Origin of the sequence: Caldimonas brevitalea, assembly GCF_001017435.1 — a bacterium.
In the GTDB taxonomy this organism is placed as follows: domain Bacteria; phylum Pseudomonadota; class Gammaproteobacteria; order Burkholderiales; family Burkholderiaceae_C; genus Caldimonas; species Caldimonas brevitalea.
In genome coordinates this window covers 5,153,086-5,167,449 of the sequence record NZ_CP011371.1, presented here as the reverse complement: position 1 = coordinate 5,167,449, position 14,364 = coordinate 5,153,086, and the positions used below count along the sequence as shown (strand labels likewise).

The following is a 14,364-nucleotide window of genomic DNA, read 5'->3' as shown; positions in this document are numbered from 1 at the left end:
ATGCAAAACAGGCAAAAAACATTCGTGAGGCAAGGCGCGGTCGCGGCCGTGGTGGCGCTGGCGTGCGCCACCGCGCTGTGGCTGCTGGGGCGCGGCGAGACTGCCGCTGCCAACAGTGCGGCATCGGCCGCGGCGCCGGCGGCGCCGGCGTCGGCCGACGCAACGAAGGCGGCCCTGACGGTGACCACCACCCGGCCCCGGCCGGCCGAGTGGGCGCAGACGCTGGCGGCCAACGGCAACGTGGCGCCCTGGCAGGAGGCCGTCGTCGGCGCCGAGCTGGGCGGCTTGCGCCTGAGCGAGGTGCGCGTCAACGTGGGCGACGTGGTGCGCAAGGGTCAGGTGCTGGCGCTGTTGTCGGCCGACACGGTGCAAGCCCAGCTGGCACAGACCCGCGCGGCGCTCGCCGAAACGCAGGCCACGTTGGCCGACGCGCAGGCCAATGCCGAGCGTGCCCGGCAGCTGCAGACCACGGGTGCGATCAGCGCGCAGCAGATCAACCAATACCTGACGGCCGAGCAGACCGCGCGGGCCCGCCTGGAAGCGCAGCGCGCCGCGCTCAAGGCCGAAGAGCTGCGGCTGAGCCAGACACGCGTGCTGGCACCGGACGACGGCGTGATCTCGGCCCGCCAAGCGACGGTGGGATCGGTGGCGCAGCCGGGGCAGGAGTTGTTTCGGCTGATCCGGCGCGGCCGTCTCGAGTGGCGCGCCGAGGTGACGGCGGCGGAGCTGGGCCGGCTGCGTTCGGGCATGAAGGCGACCTTGGTGGCCGCCGACGGCACGCCCGTGGAGGGCACGGTGCGGATGGTGGCACCGACCATCGACCCGCAGACGCGCAACGGGCTGGTCTATGTCGACCTGCCCGCCGACGCCGGCGTGCGTGCGGGCATGTTCGCCCGAGGCGAGTTCCAGGTGGGCCGCTCCGGCGCGCTGACGCTGCCGCAGTCGGCGGTGCTGCTGCGCGACGGATTCCAGTATGTGTTCCACGTCGGTCCGGACGGCCAGGTCTCGCAACTCAAGGTCACCACCGGACGCCGGCTGGGCGACCGCATCGAGGTGTTGTCGGGCCTGAAGCCCGAGATGCCGGTGGTGGCCAGCGGCGCCGGCTTCCTGAGTGACGGGGATGTGGTCAAGGTGGTGGCGGCGCCTCAGGTCGCCGCCGCGCCCGGCGCCGGGGTGTCGGCAGCGTCCGCCGCGCCGGCGGTCCGCCGCTGAGCGGCAGCAGGTAGCCAGGAGCGTAAGGCATGGCCTCATTCAACGTTTCGTCGTGGTCGATCCGCAGTCCGATCCCGTCGATCCTGCTGTTCGTGTTGCTGACCATCGTCGGCCTGATGTCGTTCAGGGCGATGAAGATCCAGAACTTCCCCGACATCGACCTGCCCACGGTCATCGTGACGGCGTCGTTGCCGGGTGCGAGCCCGGCCCAGCTGGAAACCGAGGTGGCGCGCAAGATCGAAAACTCGATCGCGTCGCTGCAGGGCGTCAAGCACATCTACACCAAGGTGCAGGACGGCGTCGCCATCATCACGGTCGAGTTCCGGCTCGAGAAGCCGACCCAGGAAGCGGTCGACGACGTGCGCGACGCGGTGTCTCGCGTGCGCTCGGACCTGCCGGGCGATTTGCGCGACCCGGTGATCTCCAAGATGGACTTGTCCGGGCTGCCCATCCTCACCTACACGGTGGCGTCGACCCGGATGGACGACGAGGCCTTGTCGTGGTTCGTCGACAACACCGTCGCCAAGGCGATGCTGAGCGTCAAGGGGGTGGGGGCGGTGGCCCGGGTCGGTGGTGTCACCCGAGAGGTGCGCGTCGAGCTCGACCCGGCCCGGCTGCTGGCGCTCAACGCCACCGCAGCGGACATCTCGCGCCAGCTGCGCCAGATCCAGCAGGAGGCCTCGGGCGGCCGCACCGACGTCGGCGGCGCCGAGCAGTCGGTGCGTACCATCGCGACGGTGGAATCGGCGGCCGAGCTGGCCCAGATGGAAATCACGCTGAGCGACGGCCGTCGTGTGCGGCTCGACCAGGTGGCGAGCGTGAGCGACACCGTGGCCGAACAGCGCTCGGCGGCGCTGCTCAACGGCCGGCCGGTGGTGGGCTTCGAGATCACCCGCAGCCGTGGCGCGGGCGAGGTCGACGTGGCCGACGGCGTGCGCGAGGCGCTCGACCGTCTGCGGGCGGCCTATCCCGATGTCGAGGTCGTCGAAGCCTTCAATTTCGTCGACCCGGTGGTGGAGAACTACGACGGCTCGATGAAGCTGCTCTACGAAGGTGCCGTGCTCGCGGTGATCGTCGTCTGGCTGTTCCTGCGCAATTGGCGTGCGACCTTCGTGGCGGCCACGGCGTTGCCGTTGTCCATCATCCCCGCGTTCGCCGGCATGCATTTGCTGGGCTTCACGATCAACGTCGTGACGCTGCTGAGCCTGTCGCTGGTGGTCGGCATCCTGGTCGACGATGCCATCGTCGAGATCGAAAACATCATGCGCCACCTGCGCATGGGCAAGAGCCCCTACCAGGCGGCGATGGAGGCGGCCGACGAAATCGGCCTTGCGGTGATCGCCACCACCTTCACGTTGATCGCGGTGTTCTTGCCGACCGCCTTCATGAGCGGTGTGCCGGGGAAGTTTTTCGTCCAGTTCGGCTGGACCGCGTCGATTGCGGTGTTCGCTTCGCTGGTCGTCGCGCGCATGCTGACGCCAATGATGGCGGCGTACATGCTGCGCCCCGACCACCACGCGGTGCAGGAAGGCCGCGTCATGCGGCTCTATATGAAGGCGGCCGCCTGGAGCCTGAAACACCGGGTGCTGACGACACTGGCGGCGCTGGTGTTCCTGATCGGCTCTTGCGCACTGGTGCCGCTGCTGCCGACCGGCTTCATCCCGCCTGACGACCTGTCGCAAACCCAGGTGAACCTGGCGCTGCCGCCCGGCAGCACCTTCCGGCAAACCTATGAGCTGGCCGAGCAGGCCCGCGAGCTGGTGCAGCGCAACCCGCATGTCAAGATGGTCTATACCGCCATCGGCGGCGGCAGTGCCGGCGGTGATCCGTTCTCGCCGGCGGGCGCGGCCGAAGCGCGCAAGGCGACGCTGACGCTCAACCTGACCCACCGCGACGACCGGCCGGGCATCAGCAAGCAGGCCATCGAGTCCGAGTTGCGCAGCGCGCTGGAGGCGCTGCCCGGTGCCCGGATCAAGGTCGGGTTCGGCGGGTCGAGCGAGAAATACGTGCTGGTGCTGGCCGGCGAGGATGGCGAAGCGCTCGCCGCGCACGCCCGGGTGGTCGAGCGGGAATTGCGCACCATCCCCGGCATTGGCAACGTCACGTCGGGTTCCAGCCTGGTCCGCCCGGAGCTGATCGTGCGGCCCGATTTCGCGCGCGCCGCTGACCTGGGCGTCACCTCGGCCGCGATCGCCGATACCTTGCGCATCGCCACCGCAGGCGACTACGAGCAGGGCCTGGCCAAGCTCAACCTGTCGCAGCGGCAGGTGCCGGTGGTGGTGAAGCTGCCGGCCGAGGCCCGCCAGGACCTCGACCTGATCGCCCGCTTGCCGGTGCCCGGCGCCCACGGCCCGGTGATGCTGGGCAACGTCGCGCACCTGCAGATCGACAGCGGCCCGGCGGCGATCGACCGCTACGACCGGCTGCGCAACATCAATTTCGAGATCGAGCTGAACCAGCAGCCGCTCGGCGAGGTGGAAAAGCGCGCCCTGGCGCTGCCCAGCCTGAAAAACCTGCCGCCGGGGGTGATCCAGACCACGGTCGGCGACGCCGAAGCGATGGCCGAGCTGTTCGGCAGCTTCTTGCTCGCGATGCTGACGGGCGTGTTGTGCATCTACATCGTGCTGGTGCTGCTGTTCAAGGACTTCGTGCAGCCGGTGACCATCTTGGCGGCGCTGGTGCTGTCGATCCCCGGCGCGTTCCTGGCGTTGTTCATCACCCAGACGGCGGTGTCGATGCCATCGATGATCGGGATGATCATGCTGATGGGCATCGCGACCAAAAACTCCATCCTGTTGGTCGAGTACGCCATCGTCGCCCGGCGCGACCACGGCCTCTCGCGCTGGGACGCCTTGCTCGACGCCTGCCACAAGCGCGCGCAGCCGATCGTGATGACGACGGTGGCGATGGGCGCCGGCATGATGCCGATCGCGCTGGGGATCGGGGTCGACCCGAGCTTCCGCTCGCCGATGGCCGTGGTGGTGATCGGCGGCCTGATCACGTCGACCTTCCTGAGCCTGCTGGTCATCCCGGTGCTGTTCACCTATGTGGACGACGCGGTGAGCTGGATCAAGCGGCGTATCGTGCACCCACACCACCGCCACCACCCGCACGCCGAGCCACAGCCCCATGGGCAGCCGGCGCCGGAGGGGGTGCCACAGGCGCCGGTACGGCCGGGTGTGTAGGACGAGACTGACAGGTCGGGCGCCGGATAGCTGACGCACAGCGCCCGGCGCAGCGCCTACTATTCACGTGCATCGCGTCGTGCCGGTGCGAGCTGAAGACAGCTGCGACGCTGAGATTGGCCCGAACGTACGAAGTTGTTGCGAGGGCGGCAGTCCCCCCTATTGATCTGCCATCCTCATCCAGGCAACAGCCCGTCCCGGATTCCGTCTTCGCCGGTTTGCGTTCTTCTCGCTCCCCGCCCACGAATGGTCTGCTGGCTGCCGACCGAGTGTCCTGATCGCGTTCGAGCGGATGCAACGCCCTCGAAGCCTCAGCCTCTCCGGCACCAGCCTCCGCGGCCGTGATTTCACGGCACCGCCGGCGCGATGTCTCTATCGTCCAAGGGCGCCCGGTGATCCGGGCGCCCTTGTTTTTTGTGCTGGCCGACGCGGGGCTTAGATCACGCCATCCGTGCGCAACGCCGCGATACGTTCGGCCGGGTAGTCCAGCAGCTCGCGCAGCACCTCGTCGGTGTGCTGGCCCAGGTCCGGCGGCGCATGGCGCAGTTGCGGCGGCGTGTCGGACAGGCGCAACGGGCTCGCCACGCCGGCGATGCTGCCGAAGCGCGTGTGCGGCAGCTCGGTGCGCAGCCCGCGGGCGACCACCTGCGGGTCGTCGAAGGCCTGGCCGATGTCGTTGATCGGGCCGCAGGGCACGGCGCGGTCTTCGAGCAGCGTGACCCATTCGGTGGTCGTGCGCGTGCGGGTGATCTCGGCGATGCGGGCCACCAGTTCGTCTCGGTGCGCCACCCGGTCGGTGTTGGTGGCAAAGCGGGGGTCCGAGGCCCAGGCCGGGACGCCGGCCGCTTCGCAGAAGCGCCGGAACTGCCCGTCGTTGCCGACCGCCAGCAGCATGCTGCCGTCGCGGGTCGGGAAGTCCTGATAGGGCACGATGCTCGGGTGGCTGTTGCCTTGCCGTTGCGGCACGGTGCCGGCATTCAGGTAGGCCGAGGCCTGGTTGGCCAGCATGGCCATGCCGACGTCGAGCAGCGCCATGTCGATGTGCTGGCCCCGGCCGGTCTGGTGGCGGGCTTCGACGGCCGCCAGGATGGCGGTGGCGGCATAGACGCCGGTGAACAAATCGGTGACGGCCACGCCGACCCGCATCGGCCCGCCGCCCGGCACCTCGTCGGGCCGGCCGGTGATGCTCATCATGCCGCTCGACGCCTGGATCAACAGGTCGTAGCCGGCCCGCTGCGCATAGGGCCCGGTCTGGCCGAAACCGGTGATGGAGCAGTAGATCAGCCGCGGGTTGAGCTGCTGGAGGCTGGCGTAGTCCAGCCCGTAGCGCGCCAGGCCGCCGACCTTGAAGTTCTCGATCAGCACATCGCACTTGAGCGCCAACTCGCGCACCAGCGCCTGGCCCTCCGGGCGGGCGAGGTCGATGCTGACCGAGCGCTTGTTGCGGTTGGCGCAGGTGTAGTAGCTGGCCTGTTCGGTTACCTTGCCTTCCGCGTCGCGCAGGAAGGGGGGGCCCCAGTGGCGCGTGTCGTCGCCCTCGCCGGGCCGCTCCACCTTGATCACGTCGGCCCCCAGGTCGCCCAGGATCTGGCCACACCAGGGGCCGGCCAGCACACGCGACAGATCGAGCACGCGCAGATGCCCCAACGCACGATGGGTCATGTGGTTTCCTCCGAAACAGCGAACAGGCCGCTGCGAACGCCCGCGCTCAGCGGGGCGCTCTATCGCGGCCAGGCACCCGCTGAACGCGGGCGCCGGCGGCGCTCAAGCGCTGAAGGCCTGGATGCCGGTCTGCGCGCGGCCGAGGATCAGCGCGTGCACGTCGTGGGTGCCTTCGTAGGTGTTGACCACCTCGAGGTTCACCACGTGGCGGATCACGCCGTATTCGTCGCTGATGCCGTTGCCGCCGTGCATATCACGCGCGACGCGCGCGATATCGAGCGCCTTGCCGCAGGAATTGCGCTTCATCATCGAGGTGATCTCGGGCGCCGCCGTGCCTTCGTCCTTCATGCGGCCGAGCCGCAAGCAACCTTGCAGGCCCAGCGTGATCTCGGTCTGCATGTCGGCCAGCTTCTTCTGGATCAGTTGGTTGGCCGCGAGCGGGCGGCCGAACTGCTTGCGGTCGAGCGTGTACTGACGGGCGGCGTGCCAGCAGAACTCGGCGGCGCCCAAGGCGCCCCAGGCGATGCCGTAGCGCGCGCTGTTCAAACAGGTGAACGGGCCCTTGAGGCCTTCGACGTTGGGCAGCTCGTTTTCGGCCGGGACGAACACGTTGTCCATCACGATCTCGCCGGTGATCGAGGTGCGCAGGCCGACCTTGCCGTGGATGGCCGGCGCCGACAGGCCCTGCATGCCCTTTTCGAGGATGTAGCCGCGGATGCGGCCGGCGTCGTTCTTGGCCCAGACCACGAACACGTCGGCGATCGGGCTGTTGGTGATCCACATCTTGCTGCCGGTCAGGCGGAAGCCGCCGTCGGCGCTGCGGGCGCGGGTTTCCATGCTGCCGGGGTCGGAGCCATGGTTGGGTTCGGTCAGGCCGAAGCAGCCGATCCACTCGCCGCTGGCGAGCTTGGGCAGGTATTTGCGTTTCTGTTCTTCGGAGCCGAACTCGTTGATCGGCACCATCACCAGCGACGACTGCACGCTCATCATCGAGCGGTAGCCGGAGTCGACACGTTCGACTTCGCGGGCGATCAGGCCGTAGCTGACGTAGTTGAGGCCGGCGCCGCCATATTCGGTCGGGATGGTCGGGCCCAGCAGGCCCAGCTCGCCCATTTCACGGAAGATGGCCGGGTCGGTCTTCTCGTGGCGGAAGCTCTCCAGCACCCGGGGCATCAGCCGGTCTTGGCAGTAGGCGCGAGCGGCGTCGCGCACCATACGCTCGTCCTCGGTCAGTTGCTGGTCGATCAGCAGCGGGTCGTCCCACTGGAAGCTGGGCTGGGCCATGGATGTCTCCTCGAAGGCAAGTAAAGCGAAGGCAGGGGCCATGTTAGGCCGGCTCGGGACGGCCCGCAAACGATGATTCGGCAGCGGCTTGTGCGAAAATGGAACTCCGATGCCGCCGCTGAGGCCCGAAAGAGAGGGAAAACCCGGCGTCGAGATGCTACTTTTGCACAATGAGACGCAAGATCCCCAACACGCCGGCGCTGGTCTGCTTCGAGGCCGCCGCGCGCCACGAAAGTTTCACCAAGGCGGCCCAGGAACTGGCACTGACGCAGAGTGCGGTGTGCCGCCAGATCGCGTCGCTGGAAGAATTTTTGGGCGTGCCATTGTTCCGCCGCACCCGCCGCGGCGTGGTGCTGACGGAAGCGGGCGCGACCTACAGCCGGCGCATCGGCCAGCGGCTCGACGCGGTGGAGCGCGACACGCTGGCGTTGATGGCCCACCCTGGCGCCGCCGGCACGCTCGAACTGGCCGTGGTGCCCACCTTCGCGACCCGCTGGTTGGTCCCGCGCCTGCCCCGGCTGGCCCGCCATTCGCCCGACCTGGTGGTGAACCTGGAAACGCGCACGCGGCCGTTTCTGTTCGCCGACACGGAATTCGACGCCGCGTTGTACGCCGGCACGCCCGAGCAAGTCGCCAACTGGCCGGGCACCGAGGCGGTGGCCTTGCTGCGCGAAGACCTGGTGCCGGTCTGCTGCCCCGCGCTGATCGCGCCCCATTCCCACCTCGCGCCGCACGAACTGGTGCGGTTTCCGCTGCTGCAGCAGAGCACGCGGCCCTATGGCTGGCGGCAGTGGTTCGAAGGGCAGGGCGTGCAACATCCGCAAGACAGCGCGGGCCCGCGCTATGAGCTGTTTTCGATGTTGGCCACGGCGGCGGCGCAGGGCATGGGCCTGGCGCTGATCCCGCCGCTGTTGATCGAGGCCGAACTGAAGCGCGGCGAGCTGGTGGTGGCGTGTGACCGCCCTTACCGGGGCGAACGCTTCTACTATTTCGTCACGCCCGAGCGCAAGGCCGGCGACCCGCTGGTGGCGCGGCTGCGCGAGTGGATCGTCGCCGAGGCCACCGCCTACGCAGCCGAGCAGGGCTCGGCATAATCAGGGCACGCCGACGCGATCAGGGCCTACGCCGAGGCGCCGCTGGCCACCGCCATGAGCAAAGCCTTCACCAAAGAAACCGACGCCGACGACGAGGACGACCTCGCCCTGCCGGCGCTGCCCAAGGGCGGCAAAAACTACATCACGCCGCAGGGCTACCGACGCCTGCGCGAAGAGCTGATGTCGCTGATCGACGTCGAACGGCCCAAGGTGGTCGAGATCGTGCACTGGGCCGCGTCCAACGGCGACCGCTCCGAGAACGGCGACTACCTCTACGGCAAGAAGCGTTTGCGCGAGATCGACCGGCGCATCCGCTTTTTGACCAAACGCCTCGACATCGCTGAAGTGGCCGACCCGTCCCTGCACCACGGGAATGACCAGATCTTCTTCGGCGCCACGGTGACCTACGCCACCTCGCGTGGCGACGAACGCACGATCACGATCAAGGGCATCGACGAGGCCGACAACCTGAACGGCGAAGTGAGCTGGGTGTCGCCGATCGCGCGGGCCCTATTGAAGGCGCGCGAGGGCGACGAGGTGCAGCTGATGACGCCCGGTGGCGTCGAAAAGCTTGAAGTGCTGGAGGTGCGCTACCCGGCGCCGGAGGCCTGACGCCGCGGCCGCGGCCCGCGCCCGAATTCGACGATTACTGCGGCTTGACCCGGCCCGCCCGCAACACCAGCGGCGACCGCTTCAGCGTGCGCAGCACGTGCGCCAAGTGCACACGGTCGCGCACCGCCAGCAGCAGCTTGAGATCGATGGTAGCCTGGCCGGGGTCGTGTCCCATGTCGATGTGGGTGATGTCGGCCTCGGCTTCGCTGACCGCCTGCGCCACCTTCGCCAGCACGCCTTTGCTGTTTTGCACCAGCACGCCGACGGCGGTGTCGAACATGCGCTGCGGCTCCTCCGACCACTCGACCGCGATCCAGCGTTCGCTGTCGCGCTGGAACAAGCGCTTGCCCACCTGGCATTCGCTGGTGTGGGCCACCAGGCCTTCGCCACGGCCGAGGTAGCCGACGATGGCATCGCCGGGGATGGGCCGGCAGCAGGTGGCCATTTGCACCGTCGCGCCTTCGCTGCCGTCGAGCGTCACCATCGACTGGGTCGGCATGCTGTCGTCGGTCAGGTAGCGGCTCATCGACAGCGTCAAGGCGTCGGGCCTGGCGCCTGCCTCGGCCATCAGCTTGGCCAGCCGCTTGGCGACGATGGTGGCGATCTTCTTGCCCAGCCCGATGTCGATCAGCAGTTCACGCCGGCCGCGGTTGCCGCTCCAGCGCACCAGGCCCTGCCACAAGGCGGTGTCGGGCCCGGCGGTTTCGTCGCCGGTGGGCATCTGCAGGCCCTCGGCCCGCATTGCCTGCGCCAGCAGTTTTTCGCCCAGTTCGAGCGATTCCTCCTGGCGCATGTTCTTTAAATAGTGGCGGATCTTGGAGCGGGCGCGCCCGGTCCGCACGAAGTTCAGCCAGGCCGGGTTCGGGCGCGACACGGGGGCTGTGATCACCTCGACCACATCGCCGCTGCGCAACTCGGTGCGCAATGCCACCTGTTCGCCGTTGACCTTGGCGGCCACCGTGTGGTCGCCCACGTCGGAGTGGATCGCGTAGGCGAAATCGACCGGCGTGGCGCCGCGGGGCAGCGCGAGGATCTTGGACTTGGGCGTGAACACGTAGACGGCGTCCGGGAACAGGTCGACCTTGACGTGTTCGAGGAATTCGGCCGAGTCGCGTGTTTCGTCCTGGATGTCGAGCAGCGACTGCAGCGACACGGTGCCGGCGCGCTGCGCTTCGGTCACGCTGCCGCTGTCGCTCGCCTTGTAAAGCCAGTGCGCGGCAATGCCTTTTTCGGCCACCAGATGCATCGATTCGGTGCGGATCTGGAATTCGACCGCCGTGCCCAGCGGGCTGACCAGCGTGGTGTGCAGCGACTGGTAGCCGTTGGCCTTGGGAATCGCGATGTAGTCCTTGAAGCGGCCGGGCATCGGCTTGTAGAGCTGGTGCAGCACCCCGAGCGCCAGATAACACTGCGGCAGGGCCGGCACCACGACGCGGAAGCCGAAGATGTCGTTCACCTGTGCAAAGCTCAGGTGTTTTTCGTGCATCTTGTTGTAGATCGAAAACAGCGTTTTTTCGCGGCCGAAGATCTGCACCTCGAGCTTGGCCTCGGCAAAGGCGCGCACCACGTCGTTGTGGATGCGCTCGACGATGTCGCGCCGGTGCCCGCGGGCCCGCTGCACCGCCTTGGCCAGCGCGGCGAAGCGCCACGGCCGCAAATACTGGAACGACAGCTCCTGCAGTTCGCGGTAAATCTGGTTCAGGCCCAGCCGGTGGGCGATCGGCGCATAGATGTCGAGGGTTTCCTGGGCGATGCGGCTGCGCTTGGCAGCCGGCATCGCCTCCATCGTGCGCATGTTGTGCAGCCGGTCGGCCAGCTTGATCAACACCACCCGCACGTCGCGCGCCATCGCCAGCAGCATCTTGCGGAACGACTCCGCCTGCGATTCCTCGCGCGTCGAGAACTGCAGCTTGTCGAGCTTGGTCAGGCCGTCGACCAATTCCGCCGTCGGGGCGCCGAATTTCTCGATCAGGTCGACCTTGGTCGCGCCGCTGTCCTCCATCACGTCGTGCATCAGCGCGGCCATGATGGCCTGGGCGTCGAGCTTCCACTCGGCGCACAGGCCGGCGACGGCGATCGGGTGGGTGATGTAGGGTTCGCCGCTGGCGCGGAACTGGCCCAGGTGGGCTTCGTCGGCGTATTTGTAGGCCTCGCGCACACGCTTCGCGTCGGCGGGCTCGAGGTAGTCGAGCCGGTGTGTCAACGCCGCGAACGACGCAGCGGCTGCGTCGCCGTGCGCGCCGTGGGGGGCGGTGTCGGGGGCGGCCTGTTTGCTGGCTTTCGATGCGGCGTGAGCGACCATGAGTCGAATGTAGCTCGGATTGCAAGCCCTCAAACGACTGCGCCCGAACGACGTCGGGCGCAGGCGGGGAGATTCAGCGCCGGCAGGTCATCGGCGGCCGGGGTGCCGTGCTCAGAGCGGCACCTTGCGCAGCATCTCGACGCCGACTTCACCGGCGGCGATCTCGCGCAGGGCGGTCACGCCGGGCTTGTTCTTCGATTCGATCTTGGGCGCATGGCCCTGGCTCAGCATGCGTGCGCGGTAGGTCGCGGCGAGCACCAGCTGGAAGCGGTTCGGGATTCTCTGCAGGCAGTCTTCAACGGTGATGCGGGCCATGAAACACTCCGTGGGCCAAGAAATGGCCCAATATGAACAAGATCGGATCGGCCGGCAGGCCGACGACAGCGGGCCCGGGCCGGGCTCCCGGGCTGAGTTCTGCGCTCAGTTGAGGCCGAGCGCGTCGAACACCGCTTTTTTGCTTCGACGTTGCGCCGCGTACTTGAGCCGCTGCGCATGGACGATCGCCTTCAGGTCGAACAGCGCCGTCTCGAACAAAGCGTTGATTATAACGAAGTCGAAGTGGCGGGCCTGGTCCACCTCGATGCGGGCGTTGGACATGCGGGTCTCGATCACGTCGTCGCCGTCTTCGCCGCGCCGACGCAGCCGCTGTAACAACTCCTCGAAGCTCGGCGGCAGGATGAAAATCAGCACCGCATGCGGGAACAGCTGCTTGATCTGCAGCGCCCCCTGCCAGTCGATTTCAAGCACCACGTCTTCGCCGCCTGCCATGCGCGACTCGATCGCGGCGCGTGAGGTGCCGTAGAGATTGCCGTGCACCTCGGCCCACTCGAAGAAATCGCCGCGTTCCACCATCGCGCGGAACTCGGCCGGCTCGATGAACCAATATTCGCGGCCGTCCTGCTCCTGCCCGCGTGGTGGGCGGGTGGTGTGCGAGATCGACACGACCAGGTGGGAGTCGAGTTCCAGCAGCGCCTTGACCAGGCTGGACTTGCCGGCGCCGCTCGGCGCCGCCACGACAAAAAGATTGCCCGGGTATTCCATAAATCGTCGCCCGCCGTGATCTATTCGATGTTCTGCACCTGTTCGCGCATCTGCTCGATCAGCACCTTCATCTCCACCGAGATCTGGGTCAGTTCGAGCGCCGAGGCCTTCGAGCCCAGCGTGTTGGCTTCCCGGTGCAGTTCCTGGATCAGGAAGTCGAGCCGTTTGCCGATTTCCCCGCCGGCCTTCAACAGCCGGGCGATCTCTTCCAGATGGGCGTTCAGTCGCGACAGCTCCTCGGCCACGTCGATCCGGATGGCATAGGACGCCGCCTCGCTCAGCGCTCGCTCGCGCAGTGCGTCAGCGCTCATGCTTTGCGCCGCGCCCGCCGTGTCGAGCGCCTGCTGCCAGCGTTCCAGAAAGCGTTGCTGCTGCTTCTCGACCACCTGCGGCACCAAGGGCGCCGCCTGCGCCGCCAACTCGCGAAGCTTGGTGATGCGCTCCATCAGGATGCCGACCAGCCGCTCGCCTTCGCGGGCGCGCGCCTCGACCAGCCCGGTGATGCACTGTCGCGTCGCCGCCAGCGCTGATTCGTCGAGCTTTTCGTTCGGCGCCGAGCCGCGGCACCACTGCAGGATTTCGTTGACCGACAGCGGCTGCGCCTTCGGCAGCCAGCTCTGCACCGCGGCCTCCAGTCCTGCCAGCCGGTTCAGCTGGTCGGCCTGCGGCTGGGGCAGGGCGCTGTCGGTCTCGCGCTGGGCGTTCAGGCGCAACTCGATCTTGCCGCGCCGGAAGGTGGCCGTCAGCAGTTCGCGCAGCGCCGGCTCGATCGCGCGCAGGTCGTCCGGCATGCGGAACGCCAGGTCGAGGAAGCGGCTGTTGACCGAGCGCAGTTCGACCGTCACGGTCGCCCCGGCGGCGCCGGGCTCCCGCAGAACCGCTGGCTCCCCCGGCGTCGCCGGGGCTACCGGGGAAGGCGAGGCCGCGCTCGCATACCCGGTCATGCTGTAAACTGCCATGACACTTATCGCATTGCAAAATCCGATTATGTCAAAGCCCAAACCGTCCCCGCTGCCACCCGGCACCGTGGTAGGCGGTTATCAGATCATCAAGAAGCTGGCGGCCGGTGGCTTTGGCGTCGTCTATCTTGCCGAAGACCAGGACAAGCGCCTGGTCGCGTTGAAGGAATACCTGCCCTCGTCGCTCGCCGAGCGCTCGCCGGGTGAACTGGCGCCGCGGGTGAAGCCCGAGAAGCAGCCGCTCTACCGGTTGGGCCTCAAAAGCTTCTTCGAAGAAGGCCGGTCTCTTGCCCAGATCTCGCATCCGAGCGTCGTTTCGGTACTGAATTTTTTCCGCGAGAACGAAACCGTCTACATGGTGATGAACTACCTGCAGGGCGACACCCTGCAGGACTTCATCGTCACGGCGCGCGAGCTCAAGCGCGACAAGGTGTTCCGCGAGTCGACCATCCGGTCCTTGTTCGACGAGATCCTGCGCGGGCTGCGGATCGTCCACCAGCACAAGATGCTGCACCTGGACATCAAGCCGGCCAACATCTTCATCACCAACGACAACAAGGCGGTGCTGCTCGACTTCGGCGCCGCGCGCGAGGTGTTGAGCAAAGAGGGCAATTTCATCCGGCCCATGTACACGCCGGGTTTCGCGGCCCCCGAGATGTACCGTCGCGACGGCACGCTGGGCCCCTGGACCGACATCTACGCGATCGGCGCCTGCATCTACGCCTGCATGCAAGGGTATCCGCCCAACGACGCGCCGCAGCGCATCGAAAAAGACCGACTGACCCTGTCGCTCTCGCGCTTACGCAACATCTATTCCGACAACCTCATCGAGGTCACGGAGTGGTGCATGGCGCTCGACCCGCTGTCGCGGCCGCAGAGCGTGTTTGCATTGCAAAAAGAACTGGCGCGCGAGACTGAACGGCGTTACACGAAGCTGAGCTTCAGCGAGCGTCTCAAGTTGCAGCTTGAGAACCTCAAGGGCGGCAAGCAGGCTTGACCCGCTCCACCAAGTA

The 14,364-nt window shown here is 67.5% G+C and carries 11 protein-coding genes; 5 read left to right on the top strand and 6 right to left on the bottom strand.

Annotated elements, in window-relative coordinates:
* Together AAW51_RS21745 and AAW51_RS21740 are read left to right on the top strand one after the other, a co-directional pair.
* On the top strand, window positions 1-1,212 hold the full coding sequence (locus AAW51_RS21745) for an efflux RND transporter periplasmic adaptor subunit (RefSeq protein WP_047196279.1): 1,212 nt from the start codon (window positions 1-3) through the stop codon (window positions 1,210-1,212).
* Window positions 1,213-1,241: 29 nt separating this feature from the next.
* Window positions 1,242-4,397, top strand: a complete 3,156-nt coding sequence (locus AAW51_RS21740) for an efflux RND transporter permease subunit (RefSeq protein ID WP_083438496.1) — start codon at window positions 1,242-1,244, stop codon at window positions 4,395-4,397.
* 435 nt (window positions 4,398-4,832) lie between these two features.
* On the opposite strand, the gene AAW51_RS21735 is transcribed toward AAW51_RS21740, so the two are convergent.
* Together AAW51_RS21735 and AAW51_RS21730 are read right to left on the bottom strand one after the other, a co-directional pair.
* On the bottom strand, window positions 4,833-6,059 hold the full coding sequence (locus AAW51_RS21735; protein WP_047196278.1) for a CaiB/BaiF CoA transferase family protein: 1,227 nt from the start codon (window positions 6,057-6,059) through the stop codon (window positions 4,833-4,835).
* A 102-nt stretch (window positions 6,060-6,161) separates the two neighbouring features.
* Window positions 6,162-7,343, bottom strand: a complete 1,182-nt coding sequence (locus tag AAW51_RS21730) for an acyl-CoA dehydrogenase (RefSeq protein WP_047196277.1) — start codon at window positions 7,341-7,343, stop codon at window positions 6,162-6,164.
* Between the two features lie 170 nt (window positions 7,344-7,513).
* On the opposite strand from AAW51_RS21730, the gene AAW51_RS21725 reads away from it, so the two are divergent.
* The gene (locus tag AAW51_RS21725; protein WP_047196276.1) at window positions 7,514-8,437 is read left to right on the top strand and encodes a LysR family transcriptional regulator; all 924 of its coding nucleotides are present in this window, start codon (window positions 7,514-7,516) and stop codon (window positions 8,435-8,437) included.
* A 54-nt stretch (window positions 8,438-8,491) separates the two neighbouring features.
* Entirely contained in the window at window positions 8,492-9,049 is a 558-nt protein-coding gene (gene greB, locus AAW51_RS21720; protein ID WP_047196275.1) for a transcription elongation factor GreB, read from the top strand.
* Between the two features lie 34 nt (window positions 9,050-9,083).
* Here the strand turns inward: greB and AAW51_RS21715 are convergent, their stop codons facing one another.
* From AAW51_RS21715 to AAW51_RS21700, 4 genes are all read right to left on the bottom strand, one after another.
* Window positions 9,084-11,351, bottom strand: a complete 2,268-nt coding sequence (locus AAW51_RS21715) for a RelA/SpoT family protein (protein WP_047196274.1) — start codon at window positions 11,349-11,351, stop codon at window positions 9,084-9,086.
* Between the two features lie 111 nt (window positions 11,352-11,462).
* Window positions 11,463-11,666, bottom strand: a complete 204-nt coding sequence (rpoZ, locus tag AAW51_RS21710) for a DNA-directed RNA polymerase subunit omega (protein ID WP_047196273.1) — start codon at window positions 11,664-11,666, stop codon at window positions 11,463-11,465.
* A gap of 105 nt (window positions 11,667-11,771) precedes the next feature.
* On the bottom strand, window positions 11,772-12,392 hold the full coding sequence (gene gmk, locus AAW51_RS21705) for a guanylate kinase (protein WP_047196272.1): 621 nt from the start codon (window positions 12,390-12,392) through the stop codon (window positions 11,772-11,774).
* A gap of 20 nt (window positions 12,393-12,412) precedes the next feature.
* Window positions 12,413-13,351, bottom strand: a complete 939-nt coding sequence (locus AAW51_RS21700) for a YicC/YloC family endoribonuclease (protein WP_083438495.1) — start codon at window positions 13,349-13,351, stop codon at window positions 12,413-12,415.
* A 28-nt stretch (window positions 13,352-13,379) separates the two neighbouring features.
* On the opposite strand from AAW51_RS21700, the gene AAW51_RS21695 reads away from it, so the two are divergent.
* The gene (locus tag AAW51_RS21695; protein WP_047196271.1) at window positions 13,380-14,348 is read left to right on the top strand and encodes a serine/threonine protein kinase; all 969 of its coding nucleotides are present in this window, start codon (window positions 13,380-13,382) and stop codon (window positions 14,346-14,348) included.
* The last annotated feature ends 16 nt before the right edge of the window (window positions 14,349-14,364 follow it).

What these genes read in the sequence shown, in the direction of transcription:
- AAW51_RS21725 (WP_047196276.1), top strand. Translation starts at nt 7,514, where the DNA reads ATGAGACGCAAGATCCCCAACACGCCGGCGCTGGTCTGCTTCGAGGCC.
- greB (WP_047196275.1), top strand. Translation starts at nt 8,492, where the DNA reads ATGAGCAAAGCCTTCACCAAAGAAACCGACGCCGACGACGAGGACGAC.
- AAW51_RS21700 (WP_083438495.1), bottom strand. Translation starts at nt 13,351, where the DNA reads ATGGCAGTTTACAGCATGACCGGGTATGCGAGCGCGGCCTCGCCTTCC.
- gmk (WP_047196272.1), bottom strand. Translation starts at nt 12,392, where the DNA reads ATGGAATACCCGGGCAATCTTTTTGTCGTGGCGGCGCCGAGCGGCGCC.
- AAW51_RS21735 (WP_047196278.1), bottom strand. Translation starts at nt 6,059, where the DNA reads ATGACCCATCGTGCGTTGGGGCATCTGCGCGTGCTCGATCTGTCGCGT.
- AAW51_RS21730 (WP_047196277.1), bottom strand. Translation starts at nt 7,343, where the DNA reads ATGGCCCAGCCCAGCTTCCAGTGGGACGACCCGCTGCTGATCGACCAG.
- AAW51_RS21695 (WP_047196271.1), top strand. Translation starts at nt 13,380, where the DNA reads ATGTCAAAGCCCAAACCGTCCCCGCTGCCACCCGGCACCGTGGTAGGC.
- rpoZ (WP_047196273.1), bottom strand. Translation starts at nt 11,666, where the DNA reads ATGGCCCGCATCACCGTTGAAGACTGCCTGCAGAGAATCCCGAACCGC.
- AAW51_RS21745 (WP_047196279.1), top strand. Translation starts at nt 1, where the DNA reads ATGCAAAACAGGCAAAAAACATTCGTGAGGCAAGGCGCGGTCGCGGCC.
- AAW51_RS21740 (WP_083438496.1), top strand. Translation starts at nt 1,242, where the DNA reads ATGGCCTCATTCAACGTTTCGTCGTGGTCGATCCGCAGTCCGATCCCG.
- AAW51_RS21715 (WP_047196274.1), bottom strand. Translation starts at nt 11,351, where the DNA reads ATGGTCGCTCACGCCGCATCGAAAGCCAGCAAACAGGCCGCCCCCGAC.